Genomic DNA, 15143 nt, shown 5'->3' with positions numbered 1-15143 from the left:
TTCTCCCCTATACTTTATACTTATCAAATAAAACCATATATATAATCAATATAGTAGATATGACTATAAAGCTATCAGCAATATTAAATACTGGAAATCCATAGCCATTTTTAAATTTAACTGAAATAAAATCTACTACATAACCAAATCGTATTCTATCTATTAAATTTCCTATAGCACCAGCTAAAAGCATAACTAAAGAAACCTTCATTCCTTTATTCAAAAAATAAAAATTTTTCCTAAAAAAAACAAATATCGCTATTATTACTATTAAAGTTATTATAATAAAAAATATTCTACAGTTTTGTAATATTCCAAAAGCTGCTCCAAAGTTTTCTACATAATTGAATTCCAAAAAATTATCTATAACCGCTATAGGTTTGTTATCCTTTAAATACTTTATAGCTCCGTGCTTTGTCAATTGATCCAATATTATAATTAATATAGATATTACATATAGCAAATGTATTTCCTCCTTAGTTAATAATTACATATTATATTTTAATTCATTAAGCAAATTATTACAACATAAAAGACTAGTTAACCTTCTAACTAGTCTTAAATATAATTTCTTAAAGTGTATCTTTAAAATCTTTTTCTGATATTTTTTCTACATCTTCCACAATACCCTCTTCTGTTTCATCAAATATCCCTTGATTATCTCCTGTTGTATCAGAAGGATCTTTTTCAACTTTATTGTATCTAGCAACTGCCTGATAACTATCTTCTCTATCAAAGTCCATATCAGTCTTATCTGAAATTTCAATATTTCTTCTTCCAAAAGGACTTTCTCTATCTTCTTCCTCAGGTCTAAAACTCATCTTTATATCTAAAGGCAATTTTTTCTTTGAACAATCTAAACATAATTTTATATACGGAATTAACTCTAATCTATCTTTTTCAATTTCAACGCCACAATTTTCGCATATCCCATAATTTCCTTCTTCTAATTTATCAATAGAGGTTTCAATTTCATATATAATATCTTTATTTTTATTCTTTAGTCCCATATCATGTTCCATCATAAATACTTCCGTTCCTAAATCTGCTGGATGATTGTCATAGAAAGATAGTTCTTTTCCATATTCCTCCATAGACCCTAGATGATTTCCTTCCATTCCATTTAAAAGATTTTCAACTCTTTCTTTTTCCTTGAATAATAGTTTTTTATAATGTTCTTTTTTAGTTTGATCCATTATATTCCTCCAACTAAAGATTATCCTTAACTATTTTTACAATTTCCGATATAAAATTCCCAATAAGAGGTAAATTCAATTTTATTAATTGTTGCAAAAAATAAAGAAATAATGCACCTAATATAGTAAAACCTATTGCCATACCAAAGCCTCTTGCAATACCCTGAATAAAGTTTAAATAAATAAGTCTTTTCCTATTATTTATATAATCAACATATTCGTTTATTTTTGTTTTTTCTAAAGTTAAAACTATATCATCAAGTTTTTCATATAACTCTTTTCTTTTTTTCAATTTACTCCCCTCAAAAATAATATTCCCTATTTGAAAAATAAAATGTGTAAAAAATATATTATTTTAAATTGCATTAATGCTTAATAATAAGAAGAAAAACAAAAGGCTATGTCTATCAAATTTAGCATTCCAAATTTGAGTAAGAAGCAAGAAAAAAAACAAAAGGTAATTGTCATTTTCTTCATTTTTTATTTCTAACATAAAAAAACCCTCCCTATGAATATAACTCTACTACATATTATGATCATAGGTAAGGTTCGTTCCACCTATACTAATTCATTTATTTTTTTAATTTCATTAAATAAACTCTTGAATTGACTAAAATCTAAAGATTGAAATCCATCAGATAATGCCTTAGAAGGCTCAGGATGCACCTCTATAATGACACCATCTGCACCAATGGCCAATGCAGCTTTTGTAGCTGGAAGAATTAGCTCTTTTCTTCCAGTGCCATGACTCGGATCTACAAGTATAGGATAATCTGTTTTTGATTTAATTATAGGAACACTTACTAAATCTAAAGTATTTCTACTATAATCTTCAAATGTCCTTATTCCTCTTTCACATAAAATAATATTTTCATTTCCTTCCTTTTTAATATATTCTGCAGCCATTATCCATTCTTTAATAGTTGAACTCATTCCTCTTTTTAAAAGTACAGGTTTCTCAGTTTTTCCTATTTCTTTTAACAAAACATAATTTTGCATATTTCTTGAACCAATTTGAATTATATCTATATATTCAGAAGCTTTTTCTACATCTCTTGGGTCCATAACTTCTGATACAACTTTAAAATCATATTTTTCTTTTATCTCCTTAAGAATTTTAAAACCTTCAAAACCTAAGCCCTGAAAAGAATTAGGGCTAGTTCTAGGTTTAAAAGCTCCACCTCTTAAAAATTTGATATTAAGAGAATTTAAAAAACAACCTACCTTTTCCATCTGAGCATAATTTTCTACAGCGCATGGTCCTCCTATTATAGAAAAACTCCCGTCTCCAATTTTTGCTTCGTTTCCAATATTAATAACTTTTGTCATATATACTCCTCCAAAACTATAGTTCATATACAGTTTTTACATTATTTCTTAATCTCTGTCAAGCTTGAAAATAAAAAAGGAGGCTAAGCCCCCATGTCATCCAATTTGTCTATATCATTTTCTTCTTTGTCTAAATCTTTCATACGAATATTATTTGAGCTATGAGCATTATCTATACCTTCTTTATCTGCTTCATCTTTTGACTTTTCTTTAGCATCATTAATTACCGCACTTTCTATTTCACTATAATAATCATCTAATGTTGAAAGTTGTGCTTCAATTAAAGATTTAAATCTAGTTTTAAAAACATAAATTTCCTTTCTTAAACTTTCATATTCTTTCTGTATTTTAAGCACTTCATCATTTGCATCAGATATTATTCTTTTTGACTTTTCCTCTGATTCCATAATTATTAAATCAGCTTTTTGTTTTGCTGTATTAGTAACTTCCTCTGCTGTACCTTGAGCCACTACTAAAGTATTTTTCAATGTTTCCTCAAGATTATTATACTGTTTTAAATGATCATTTAAAGCAGTAATTTTGTCTTTTAACTCTATATTTTCTTTATAAAGTTTTTCATAATCTATAACTATTTCATCTAAAAAACTATCTACTTCTGATTCTTTATATCCCCTAAAAGAGCTCTTAAACTCTTTATTTTGTATATCTAATGGTGTAAGCATTCCCTTCACTCCATTTACTTAAATATTGTAATATTTGCTTTAATTCTTTCTTTTCTAGTTTTCCCCAGTACATTAGATAAAATAAATCTCCCATATCCTTTTACAGATATTAAATCTCCTTCATTTATCTCAAGAAAAGGTTTATTTATAGGTTCCCAGTTTACCTTTATCTTTCCACTATTAATAAGATTTAAGCTATCTTTTCTAGATAAATTAAAGGTTTTACTTATTACTGCATCAAGTCTTAAGGAAGGAATAATAACGCCTTTCTTCTTAAAATCTTTCTTACCTTCCTTTAATTCTTCTCTACTGATTAAATTTACATTCACACTTTTATTTCCTACTTTCTTCAAATTAAACATTATATAATCTGAGATTGAATCCTCAACTATAATCTGAACTTCTTCCTCATGTAAAAGAATATCTCCAACTTTCTCTCTAGTTATTCCTAACCCCATTAGAGAACCTAAAAAATCCTTATGTTTTAAACCTTCTACACTTCCATTTATAGACAATGGCACAATAGGTGCTCTAATTTTTTCAAATGCTAAATAATCAGGAAAAATAGAGATAATTTTTCTTTCAGCATTTAAAAGTCCACCATCTTCTGAGTAAGATATATCATCAAATCTACTTAATATAGATTTTGATAATCTTCTCTCATATGGATCTAAAAAGTCTGTGTTTTCAATACTATGTCTAGCTAATACAATTTCCACCTTATCTAATACTCTTCTCATATTAAATATCTGATGTTCATCATTTATATGAGAAATAAATCTATCTTTGTCTTTAATCATTTATAATCACCAAAATTCAAAAAATAATTCTTGTGATAACAGCAGAAATAATTCTTAAAAATAGCACTGCAACTAATGGTGAAAAATCAAAAGGTCCCGTATCTAAACCAATCTTATAAAGTAACTCTCTACAAGGGCTTAAAATAGGTTCTGTCATATCATATATAAATTTTCCAAATAAATTGTTCATATTTATTGGCAAAAAAGAAAACACAATTCTAATAAAAATAAATGTTTCAATTATATAAAATAGAATATTTAAAGCTCTATATAAAACTATCATATTATTACCTCATTGTATATTTATTTTATCTTTTACCATGAAAATAATCCTTTATTTTCAAAATCTTCTTTTAGATATCCATCAATTTCTACATTTTTTGGAGCAAGTATAAAAACATCTTTTGTTACTTTATGAATATTTCCTTCTAAAGCATATAAACCTCCATTAATAAAATCAAATACCTGCCTTTTACAATCTGTTTCTAATTGTTCTAAATTTACTACTGCTGCTTTTCTCATTTTTAAATCTTCAATAATACTAGGAGCGTCTTCATAGTTTAGTGGTTCATGAACTACTAATTTCATATTTACATTGTTATGAATACTAACTACATTGTTATTTACTCTCATTTGTTGTGACCTTTCTAATTCTTCTTCATAATCCTCATAATCCTCATCATCATATTCTTCATCTAAGTCTTCAAGCCCCATAAAGTACTTAAATTTATTTAACATATCTGCCATACTATTTACCCCCTTAATATGTTCTTTTCCCGAATAAGGCTGTGCCAACTCTTATCATATTAGCACCTTCTTCTATGGCAATTTCATAGTCATTAGTCATGCCCATAGAAAAGTATTTCATTTCAATATTTTTATAATTTCTGTCCTCTATTTTATATCCTAAATTTCTTAAATCCCTAAAAACATATCTTATTTTTTCAGGATCTTCAGCATATGGTGCCATAGTCATTAATCCCTTAATATTTATATTTTCCATTTCTAAAACTCTTTCTATGAAGGGAAGAACTTCTTCTTTTTTTAAACCAAATTTAGACTTCTCCTCTGAAATGTTTACTTGTATAAGTACATCCTTAATCTTCTCCTTAGCTTTTGCTCTTTTATTTATTTCTTTAGCTAAAGAAATTCTGTCCAAAGAGTGTATTAAATCAACATTATCGATTATATATTTCACCTTGTTACTTTGAAGGTGTCCTATCATATGCCAGTTTACTTTATCATATATATTATCGTATTTTTTTTGTATTTCTTGAACCTTATTTTCTCCTATATTATTTACTCCTAAACTAATTGCATCATTGATAGTATCTACATTTACAGTCTTCGTTACAGCAATAAGATTTACATCATCCTTTCTACCAGATTTTATTAATGCATTTTCAATATTTTCTTGAATCCTTAACAAATTATCTTTAATGCTAATTTTAAATCCCCCCTTGTTGTCAGTCTACAATTCGTCCTTCTTTTATTTTACCGTTACTCAAAAGAATTTCATCAAATAGCTTTACAGTTTTAACTGGTTTATTATTTCCATTTATATCTATATTATTATTTTGATCTCCACTAGAAATAATAGCATATTCTTTATTTTTACCTAAAATTTTTATAGGTTTAAATTTTATTATACCACTGATGTCTTTAATATAAACACCATTAACACCATCTTTTTTAGATATAGATTTTATAGGTATTTTATACCCTTCATAACTAGATTTAATTAAATTTATATTAACTTTTCTCTTATTATAATAATTATGGCAGAAAAAATCAGATTCAATAACCATTGCAGCTTGTCTTCCTTTTTTGTCTATTCTTCGAATTTTTCCCCTTAACTTTTGACTATCATTATCTATTAAAAAACTTATGCTATCTCCTTCTTTAAGTGGTGAAATCTGTTTGATATCATCTATCTGAACTAAAAGGTAAAAATGGTGATTATCTACTATTTTAAAAAGGATATCCTCAGCATTTATTTTATTTCCATCTTTTGTAACCTTTGAACGAAGTTCAGCTTCTTTTATATCTTCTACATTGTATTTAGACAAATTTTTAGGAGAAAAAATATTTTCTAATCCATCAATTTCATAACTTACTATTCCTGCCTCTTCAGATATATATTTAATGGAATTGTTAGCAATTTCTTTTTTTATCTTTTCTTTTTCTCTATTTAAATTTTCCAAAGTTTGTTCTGAAAGAGTATTTCCTCCAGATACATCTTTTTGTTTCCCTAAAGAAAAATAAAGTTCTTCCTTTAAATTAGGTATTTCCTCATAATTTTTATTCGCAATACTATTTTGTATATTATCTAATACTTCATTGGAATTTTTATTGGCTTTATCCTTATCAGATTTCACTGTTTCTCTTTCTTTTTGTATCTTTTCAACACTTTCAATCTTTCTATTTATTTCCTCTAATTCATTTTTTAAAGATGCATCTTTGTCCAGCAAAGAAACCTGAGCAATTTCTGTTCCAACCTTTACTCTTTCACCTTCTTTTTTGTAAAGCTTAACCTTTCCCTCTCCTTTAGAAGTATATACTTTCTCATTTTTAACTACTATAGCTTTTAATTCAACTTTATCTTCTACAGTACCTTCTTCTACGATAGCTGTTTTCAGTGTTGAAGCATGCAATGCAGGCACGCTCCTAAAAATCAAGTATATAAATATAAAAGCTATGAAAAAAGCCCTAATCTTTTTTCTCTTACTTCGTTTCTTATCTCTTTCTTCTCTAGACATAAATAACCATCCTTTTTTTACAAATAGGTAATAATTACACTTTCTCTATATATTTGTTTTTTCCTTCTATTTTTTTAAAAAAAGTCCTAGGTCTAAAGTCCTATTTTTTAAAAAAACTTTCCATACTTACTAATTATCCTAAATTTTTTTACATTGTCAATACAAAATTTTTTAATTTCATCACTATGAGTTACCATAAGGATGGCTCTTTCTTGCCTTTTTGCCCCTATTAAAATACCATGAATTATTTTATTGCCCTTTAAAATAACTTTAATTTCATCACCTGATTTAACCCTATGCCCATCAAATATAAATTCTTTCATATCTGCTTCATCTATATGCTTTTGAGTTACTGATTTTTTATTTATAACTATCATATTATTCTTCAAATAAATCTTCTCTTTTAATACTGAAAGTATATATCCTGTTATACTTACAATAAATAATATTAATAAAATATTTTCAATAAATCTTAACAAAATATTATTACCCCCATATTATGTTTTGCTATTTATTATTAGTATAAGTATATCATAATTAAATAATTACTTAAACATATTATAAACATAGATTTCTACATATAAAAATAAAATTGTTAATAAGTCCTCCTATATTTTCTGAAGATTTTGATAATATAATTAAGAAAAGTAGATAAGATTTCATGATATGAGGCATACTAATCTACTCTAATGCTAAAATCTAAAACACCTACTAAAGTAGCAAATAAAAAATTAGGCCATTTTAGTACTTCAATAACATTAGATACTTATTTCCATATTTTAGAATCCATACAGGAAAAAGCCACTGATAAAATTAATAACATAATAGAAAAAATGAAAGGAAAAGTAAAAGTGGCACGAAATTACAAAACATTAAGACTATCAAATAGATGTATGCTAGTTATAAACTTATTTACAGAGAAAATAAAAATGGTCGGGATGACTGGACTTGAACCAGCGACCCCAAGTCCCCCAGACTTGTGCGCTACCAAGCTGCGCCACATCCCGACTTCCATTACGACTACTATAGTATATACTATTTTTAAGGAAAATGCAAATTTTATCTTTTAAATAGTTAGTATTAAATTTAGTAAGCTTTTCTCAATTATATTTATTTTTAATTCATCACACGACAAAAGCACATTAAAATAAATTTATTTTAATGTGCTTAAATATTTCCATTCATTTTTATTATATTATAATACAGATGAGCGCACCGCTACCATCATTTATTATTCTTTCTAAAGTTCTTCTCATTTTAGCTCTCGCATCTTCTGGCATAGTATTCAACTTTACTTGAAGTTGTTCATTTACTAAATCATATAGAGATTTTCCAAATAAATTAGACTGCCAAATTTTTGATGGGTTTTCTTCAAACTCATCTATGAAATATTTTACTAATTCTTCACTTTGTTTTTCTGTTCCTATAAGTGGAGAAACTTCTGTTGTTATATCAGCCCTTATTAAATGCAGCGATGGCGCCTTAGCACGAAGCTTCACACCAAATCTATTACCTTGTTTATATATCTCAGGTTCTGCTAATTCTAATTCTTCTAATCCTGGATTTACTAATCCATATCCAATTTCTTTTGCATCATTTAATGCAGCTTCTATCTTACTGTATTCATATTTTGCTTCTGATAATTTAGATATAAGACCTAAAAGCTGATAATCCCCTTCAATAGTATAACCTGTCATGTCTTCTAATACATTATAAAAAAGATTATCTTCTAATATTATATCTATATCTGCAATACCCTCTCCTAATTTTATTTCATTTATTTTAGTTTTTTCTATTATATCCAATTCATTTAGGCTCTCTATAGAAGAACTAACTTCACTTAATTTTTGTAATGTCTGTATAGATTCTTTTAAAGAATCTAAAATACTAGATTTTATCCAATGATCTCTGCCCAAACCTTCCATCCAACCTGGTAAGTTTATGTTTATTTCTTTCACTGGAAACTCAAATAATATTTTTTCAAATATTTTCTCAATATCATTAGTTTCCATATTCAAACAATCTACAGCTATTACAGCTACTTCATATTTCTCTTCTAAACTTTCTCTTAATGCAATAGTACTATCTAAATTTGGATGTTTTGAATTTAACAATATAATGAATGGCTTTTCTAATTCTTTTAGTTCATTTATAACTCTTTCTTCTGCCTTTATGTAATTAGATCTATCTATATCAGTTATTGAACCATCAGTAGTTAAAACAATCCCTATTGTTGAGTGATCAGTTATAACCTTTTTAGTACCTATTTCTGCTGCTTCTTCAAAAGGTATTTCTTTTTCATACCAAGGAGTAGTAACCATTCTTGGAATACTATCTTCTTCATGTCCAAGAGCACCTTTTACTAAATATCCTACACAGTCTACCATTCTAACTTTAAATCTAACATTATCTTTTAAAGTTAGTTCTATAGCTTCATTAGGAACAAATTTTGGTTCTGTTGTCATAATAGTTTTTCCTGAACCGCTTAAGGGCAGTTCATCTTTAGCTCGTTCTTTTTTATACCTATTTTCAATATTAGGTAGTACTAATAATTCCATAAAACGTTTTATAAAAGTTGATTTTCCTGTTCTAACTGGTCCTACAACTCCTACATAAATATCTCCATCAGTCCTCTCACTAATATCTTTGTATATATCAAACTTCTCCATTTTATTCCCTCCTTTAAAACATATTTTATCTATAAAGAATCGCTCCTTAACATTATATATATATGTCTTAATTTTAGAAATATGATAACCATTAAAAAAGACATACTAGAAAGTATGTCTTACCATTCATTATTCAATATTTTTGCGATATCCTCCATCTCATGCTTTTTATCTCTAAGCATTAAATTTACAACAGAGTTTTTAACATCTTTTCCCTTATATAATACTTCATATATTTCTTCAGCTATTGGCATTATCACATTATATTTGTCAGCTAATTCATATGCAGATTTAGCTGTTTTAATCCCCTCTACTACCATTCCTACACTGCTTATAGCCTCTTCTAAGGTTTTTCCTTCTCCAATAAGTATACCAGCTCTTCTATTTCTACTATGCATGCTTGTACACGTCACTATTAAATCACCAATACCTGAAAGACCTGCAAAAGTTTCATAATTAGCCCCCATTTTTTCTCCAAGTCTTGCCATTTCTATAATTCCTCTAGTCATAAGAGCTGCCTTTGTGTTATCTCCATAGCCTAGTCCATCTGAAATTCCCGCACCTAATGCAATAACATTTTTTAAAGATCCACCTAATTCTACACCTATAACGTCTGGATTAGTATAGACTCTAAATTTAGGTGCCATAAATATATCTTGAACATAGTTTGCTATATCTTTTTCTCTAGAAGCTGCAACTACTGTTGTAGGCATATCCCTTGCAACTTCTTCTGCATGAGATGGTCCTGATAAAATTGCATACTTACTTTTGGGAACAATTTCATTTACAACTTGTGAAATTCTCATAAGACTTTCATTTTCTATTCCCTTAGCTACATTAACAATTATTTGTCCTGATTTTATATAATTTTTAGAATTTATTAAGATATTTCTAACCCCATGGGAAGGAGTAGCTAAAACTAAAATATCTTTATTTTTTACTACCCTTTCTAAATCATTTATAATCCTTACATTACTGGGAATTATTACTCCTGGTAAATATTTTACATTTTCTTTAGAAATATTTATACTATCACATTGAGCTTTATTCCTTATCCAAAGCTCTACTTCATATCCTTTTTTAGAAAGAAGTATGGCTAATGCAGTTCCCCAACTTCCTCCTCCTATTACTCCGATTTTTTCCACCATTTAATTAGCCCCCTATAACTAATATACTAAACTCGTTCTCCAAGTTTTGACTCTTTACCATTCAATAATCTTTTTATATTGCTTTTATGTCTTAATATAGCCATAAGAGCTAAAGCAATAGTAAAAAAGAAGAAATTAAAATTAAAAGGCTTTTTAGTAAACAAACCTACAATAGGTACTAGTCCTGTAGCCATTATTGAGCCTAAAGAAACATATCTAGTTTTAGCTATAACTAAAAAACCTATAGCCATACATATAATTGCTGTAGGCAGATTTAGACACAGCATAACTCCAAGAGAGGCTGCTATACCTTTTCCTCCCCTAAATTTAAGAACTATTGGCCAATTATGTCCTATAACTACAAATAATCCTGCTATTAAACCTCCGTTAAATCCCATAATATTTTTACTTACCGTAACAGCTATAAAGCCCTTTAAAATATCAAATATAAATGCTAAAATACCTATTTTTATCCCAAAAACTCTTAAAGCATTAGTTGCACCAGCATTTCCACTACCATAGTTTCTTATATCTTTTTTTTCATACAATTTTCCTAAGATATAAGCTGAAGAAAAATTACCTATAAAATAAGATATAATAATGACCTTTATTATATTGCCCAACTTAATCCCCCTTTTCTCTAAATTGAAACCTAATAGGAGTTCCTTCGTAACCAAAGTGGGATCGAATTTGATTTTCTATATATCTTTCGTAGGAGAAATGTAATAACTTTGCATTATTTATGAATATAGCAAATTTGGGCGGTTTGACCCCTATTTGAGTTCCATAATATATTTTAAGACTTTTTCCTTTATCTGTTGGAGGTGGACTTAAAAGGACAGCCTCATTTATAATATCATTTAATACTCCTGTACTAATTTTCTGGGTATAACTATTATAAACTTTTTTAATAAGTTGGAGTAGCTTATCAACTCTTTTTCCTGTTTTTGCAGATACAAAAATTATAGGTGCATAAATTACAAAAGATAATTTATTTCTGATATTTTTTTCAAATTCCCTATAAGTATTATTAGCCTTTTCTATTAAATCCCATTTATTAACTGCAATAATCAAACCTTTCCCTCTTTCATGGGCATAACCTGCTATTTTAGCATCCTGTTCCGTAACTCCTTCTGTAGCATCTATCATTAAAATAGATATATCTGATCTTTCTATAGCGGTAAGAGTTCTTATAACACTATATCTTTCTACATTTTCCGAAACATTTCTCTTTCTTCTAACTCCAGCAGTATCTATAAATACATATTTGTCTTCCCTATATGTAAAAGGAGTATCTATTGCATCTCTAGTAGTTCCAGGTATATTACTTACAATAACTCTATCTTCACCTAATACATTATTTATTAAAGAAGATTTACCTACATTAGGCTTACCTATAATAGAAACTTTAATTACCCCTTCTTCATATTCTGTATCTTTTCCTTCAGGAAAATTTTCTATTACTTTATCAAGTAAATCTCCTAATCCTAAACTTTGCCCAGCAGATACCACTGTAGGCTCTCCAAAACCTAATTCATAAAACTCGTATACTATATCAGGAGTTTTTGGTGTATCTACTTTATTGCATACTAAAATAACTTTTTTTCCTGATTTTCTTAATAAATTAGCAATTTCTCTATCAGTAGATGTAACTCCATCTAATCCATCTACTACAAATAATATTATATCAGCAGTATCTATGGCTACCTCTGCTTGTCTTTTTATTTGAGACAATATAATATCATCACTATAAGGTTCAATGCCTCCTGTATCTATTAAAATAAAATAATTATTTAACCATTCTGCCTCAGCATAAATCCTATCTCTCGTAACTCCTGGCCTATCTTCTGTAATTGCAATTCTACTTCCTACTATTCTATTGAAAAGTGTAGATTTACCTACATTAGGCCTTCCTACTATACAAACTACTGGTCTCATTCTATCACCTCATATTTTTAGAACATTTATTACATAATTAACAATTCCATATTATATTGTTATTGCATCTATTTTATTATAGCAGAATAAATATGTAAATAGATATAATTTAAATTTAGTGTCTGACTATAACATAACATCCATTTTCTAATTCATGGATCATTCCTAAAGTAATTTTGGACAATAGAATTGCAATATTTTCTCTTTCTTTTTCATCTTTAGCCAAAAAAACTGGGGCATCTCCACCAATTATCTTACTTTCATCTGTAGTTACAATAGCCAATATATTATTTTTTATCTTAATATCCAATGAAATTCCTCCTAATCTGCAGCCTTTTTTCCCACATAGGATGATAAAGGTTTTCTCTTAGCACTTTCAAGAACAAGGGTCCTTTTAACTGCTAATATTAAATATTCAATATCATTCTCCATGCTAACTATTACAAATACAAGATTTCCTGTATCTGGGTCTCTACTTATATAAGGTGCAAAATCTGGCTGGTCTAAATCCTTTCTTATTCCTAATTGTATAGCTACATTATGCTCTATGGCCTTTCTTTGACCTAAATTTGAAAGAGTTACTACTGCATTTTGGTTTTTAGGAACTATTTCAACTGCCATACCTTTTTCTAAAAAAATCTCTCTAGATTCTGTTAACCCTATATTTGTTATTCCTATACCATTAACAGTTAAAATAGGACCTTTAAAAGATATCTTAGCAGGATAAATATCTGCTATCTCCCCAATCAGTTCCCTAGAAACTATCTTATGAAATAAAACAATAATCAAAAGTCCTAAAATACCACCTAATAATATTGAATAAGATCTTATTAAGAGTTTATCAAAAATAAAAATAGCTAAGCTTACAAATAAAGAAGTCATCATAGTCATATAATTTCTGGCCTCAAAAGCTTTCGCTATATCTTCAATATAAGCTGTTCCCCTTGCTACTAATTCAGTTTTATCAATATTTTCCAAGCTTTGCCTTTCTAAATTTCTAACCTCTCTAAACTGCTGTGCGGCTAAAGCTAAAAAAGTTACTGCTGAAAATTCCTTCTCTAACAAGGCTGGAAGAGCCACTGCTCCCAAACTTGAAGATACTATACCTAATGTAAAATGAGAAAATACACCTTGAGGATAACTCGGATATTGTCTATAATCTACTCTAAGCATAGATAATCTTGATATTATACCTAATATTATAGAAGGGATTATTATATAATTGTATTTAAGCATTATAACACCCACCTAAATAATCATTATATTATATATTTCCCTTTTTAAATTTATATATGCTAAAAACCTATGGCCTAAACCATAGGTTTTTAACTTTTATTCATATAGTGGAAATTTATTGCACAAATTCTTAACTCTATTTTTTACTATATCTCTATCAATATCTTTATCTAATGCTTGGCCTATAATTTCGGCAATTTCCTTCATATCTTTCTCTTTCATTCCTCTTGTAGTTACTGCTGGAGTACCTATTCTAAGCCCACTAGTTACAAAAGGACTTTCTGGATCAAAAGGTATAGTATTCTTATTAGTTGTCACTCCAATATCATCTAAAAGTTCTTCTGCCTCTTTCCCTGTTAAATTTTTATTTCTTAGATCTAATAATAATAAATGATTATCTGTTCCATCTGATACCAATCTAAATCCTTCATCTTTCAATCCTTCTGCTAAAGCTTTTGCATTTCTGATTATTTGTTTTTGATATTCTTTAAATTCATCTGTAAGAGCTTCTCCAAAACTAACAGCCTTTCCAGCAATAACATGCATCAGAGGTCCACCTTGAATTCCTGGAAATATTGCCTTATCTATTTTCTTAGCATATTCTTTTTTACAAAGTATAGCCCCACCTCTTGGTCCTCTCAAAGTTTTATGAGTTGTAGTAGTTACAAAGTCTGCATAAGGAACTGGACTTGGATGAAGTCCTGCTGCTACAAGTCCTGCAATATGAGCCATATCCACCATTAAATATGCATCTATTTCATCAGCTATTTCCCTAAACTTTTCAAAGTCAATAATTCTTGAGTATGCACTAGCACCTGCTACAATCATCTTAGGTTTTTCTTTTATTGCAATCTCTCTTACTTTATCATAGTCAATCTTCTCTGTATCTTTATCTACTCCATAGGAAACAAAATTGTAATATGTTCCTGAAATATTAACTGGACTACCATGAGTTAAATGTCCCCCTTGTGATAAGTTCATACCTAGAACTTTATCTCCCGGTTCTAATACAGCAAAATAAACTCCTAAATTAGCATTAGAACCTGAATGAGGTTGAACATTTACATGTTCTGCACCAAATAGCTCTTTAAGTCTATCTCTAGCTAAATCCTCCACCATATCTACATATTCACAACCACCATAATACCTCCTATTAGGATAACCTTCTGCATACTTATTTGTAAGTTGACTACCCATGGCTTCCATTACTTGAGGAGTTACAAAGTTTTCAGAGGCAATTAATTCTATTTTTTCTCTTTGCCTCTTAGTTTCCATTTCAATAAATTTCATTACTTCTGGATCAGCTTTTCTTAAGTTTGAAAAATCCATTTATTTATCTCCTTTCTTTTATTATAATTTAATATTCTATACGTACTTGATTAACT

At 28.3% G+C, this 15143-nt stretch carries 19 protein-coding genes and 1 tRNA gene; all 20 read right to left on the bottom strand.

Features of this window, described 5'->3' with window-relative positions; all coding sequences use genetic code 11:
- Positions 1 to 7: 7 nt before the first annotated feature.
- The gene (lspA, locus tag NSA23_RS00380; RefSeq protein WP_257490100.1) at positions 8 to 469 is read right to left on the bottom strand and encodes a signal peptidase II; all 462 of its coding nucleotides are present in this window, start codon (positions 467 to 469) and stop codon (positions 8 to 10) included.
- Positions 470 to 572: 103 nt separating this feature from the next.
- Entirely contained in the window at positions 573 to 1196 is a 624-nt protein-coding gene (locus tag NSA23_RS00375) for a TraR/DksA C4-type zinc finger protein (protein WP_042682101.1), read from the bottom strand.
- Positions 1197 to 1209: 13 nt separating this feature from the next.
- Positions 1210 to 1488, bottom strand: a complete 279-nt coding sequence (locus NSA23_RS00370; protein ID WP_042682103.1) for a DUF5665 domain-containing protein — start codon at positions 1486 to 1488, stop codon at positions 1210 to 1212.
- Positions 1489 to 1551: 63 nt separating this feature from the next.
- Positions 1552 to 1689, bottom strand: a complete 138-nt coding sequence (locus NSA23_RS00365) for a hypothetical protein (RefSeq protein WP_257490030.1) — start codon at positions 1687 to 1689, stop codon at positions 1552 to 1554.
- A 65-nt stretch (positions 1690 to 1754) separates the two neighbouring features.
- Positions 1755 to 2525: a bifunctional 3-deoxy-7-phosphoheptulonate synthase/chorismate mutase gene (locus NSA23_RS00360; protein WP_257490029.1), complete on the bottom strand. Its 771-nt coding sequence runs from the start codon at positions 2523 to 2525 to the stop codon at positions 1755 to 1757.
- 83 nt (positions 2526 to 2608) lie between these two features.
- Positions 2609 to 3208 carry a DivIVA domain-containing protein gene (locus NSA23_RS00355; protein ID WP_042682105.1) on the bottom strand — a complete coding sequence of 200 codons (600 nt, stop codon included), beginning with the start codon at positions 3206 to 3208 and terminating at the stop codon, positions 2609 to 2611.
- A gap of 14 nt (positions 3209 to 3222) precedes the next feature.
- Positions 3223 to 4008: a YlmH family RNA-binding protein gene (locus NSA23_RS00350; protein ID WP_042682107.1), complete on the bottom strand. Its 786-nt coding sequence runs from the start codon at positions 4006 to 4008 to the stop codon at positions 3223 to 3225.
- A 16-nt stretch (positions 4009 to 4024) separates the two neighbouring features.
- Positions 4025 to 4291 (bottom strand): YggT family protein, encoded by a 267-nt coding sequence (locus tag NSA23_RS00345; RefSeq protein WP_042682109.1) that lies wholly within the window; start codon positions 4289 to 4291, stop codon positions 4025 to 4027.
- A gap of 32 nt (positions 4292 to 4323) precedes the next feature.
- Positions 4324 to 4755, bottom strand: a complete 432-nt coding sequence (locus tag NSA23_RS00340; protein WP_257490028.1) for a cell division protein SepF — start codon at positions 4753 to 4755, stop codon at positions 4324 to 4326.
- A 13-nt stretch (positions 4756 to 4768) separates the two neighbouring features.
- On the bottom strand, positions 4769 to 5455 hold the full coding sequence (locus tag NSA23_RS00335; protein WP_042682114.1) for a YggS family pyridoxal phosphate-dependent enzyme: 687 nt from the start codon (positions 5453 to 5455) through the stop codon (positions 4769 to 4771).
- A 19-nt stretch (positions 5456 to 5474) separates the two neighbouring features.
- Complete coding sequence (locus tag NSA23_RS00330) at positions 5475 to 6767, bottom strand: biotin/lipoyl attachment domain-containing protein (RefSeq protein ID WP_257490027.1); 1293 nt, start codon at positions 6765 to 6767, stop codon at positions 5475 to 5477.
- 107 nt (positions 6768 to 6874) lie between these two features.
- Entirely contained in the window at positions 6875 to 7246 is a 372-nt protein-coding gene (locus tag NSA23_RS00325) for a hypothetical protein (RefSeq protein ID WP_222704780.1), read from the bottom strand.
- Positions 7247 to 7697: 451 nt separating this feature from the next.
- Positions 7698 to 7774 (bottom strand) — tRNA-Pro (locus NSA23_RS00320).
- A 183-nt stretch (positions 7775 to 7957) separates the two neighbouring features.
- Positions 7958 to 9436, bottom strand: coding sequence for a stage IV sporulation protein A (spoIVA, locus tag NSA23_RS00315; RefSeq protein ID WP_042682120.1), 1479 nt, complete (start codon positions 9434 to 9436; stop codon positions 7958 to 7960).
- A 119-nt stretch (positions 9437 to 9555) separates the two neighbouring features.
- Positions 9556 to 10584, bottom strand: a complete 1029-nt coding sequence (locus NSA23_RS00310; protein WP_042682122.1) for an NAD(P)H-dependent glycerol-3-phosphate dehydrogenase — start codon at positions 10582 to 10584, stop codon at positions 9556 to 9558.
- 26 nt (positions 10585 to 10610) lie between these two features.
- Positions 10611 to 11207: a glycerol-3-phosphate 1-O-acyltransferase PlsY gene (gene plsY / locus NSA23_RS00305; RefSeq protein WP_081915237.1), complete on the bottom strand. Its 597-nt coding sequence runs from the start codon at positions 11205 to 11207 to the stop codon at positions 10611 to 10613.
- Position 11208: 1 nt separating this feature from the next.
- The gene (gene der, locus NSA23_RS00300; RefSeq protein ID WP_042682124.1) at positions 11209 to 12522 is read right to left on the bottom strand and encodes a ribosome biogenesis GTPase Der; all 1314 of its coding nucleotides are present in this window, start codon (positions 12520 to 12522) and stop codon (positions 11209 to 11211) included.
- A 115-nt stretch (positions 12523 to 12637) separates the two neighbouring features.
- Positions 12638 to 12832 (bottom strand): capping complex subunit for YIEGIA, encoded by a 195-nt coding sequence (locus tag NSA23_RS00295; RefSeq protein ID WP_050069823.1) that lies wholly within the window; start codon positions 12830 to 12832, stop codon positions 12638 to 12640.
- An 11-nt stretch (positions 12833 to 12843) separates the two neighbouring features.
- Positions 12844 to 13758, bottom strand: a complete 915-nt coding sequence (locus NSA23_RS00290; protein ID WP_042682128.1) for a YIEGIA family protein — start codon at positions 13756 to 13758, stop codon at positions 12844 to 12846.
- A gap of 96 nt (positions 13759 to 13854) precedes the next feature.
- Complete coding sequence (locus tag NSA23_RS00285; RefSeq protein WP_042682130.1) at positions 13855 to 15087, bottom strand: serine hydroxymethyltransferase; 1233 nt, start codon at positions 15085 to 15087, stop codon at positions 13855 to 13857.
- Positions 15088 to 15143: the final 56 nt, after the last annotated feature.

This window comes from Anaerosalibacter massiliensis, from assembly GCF_024623155.1.
Classification (GTDB): Bacteria; Bacillota; Clostridia; order Tissierellales; family Sporanaerobacteraceae; genus Anaerosalibacter; species Anaerosalibacter massiliensis.
Note: the sequence above shows the minus strand (reverse complement) of the source record. Positions and strands in the feature narration are given on the sequence as shown.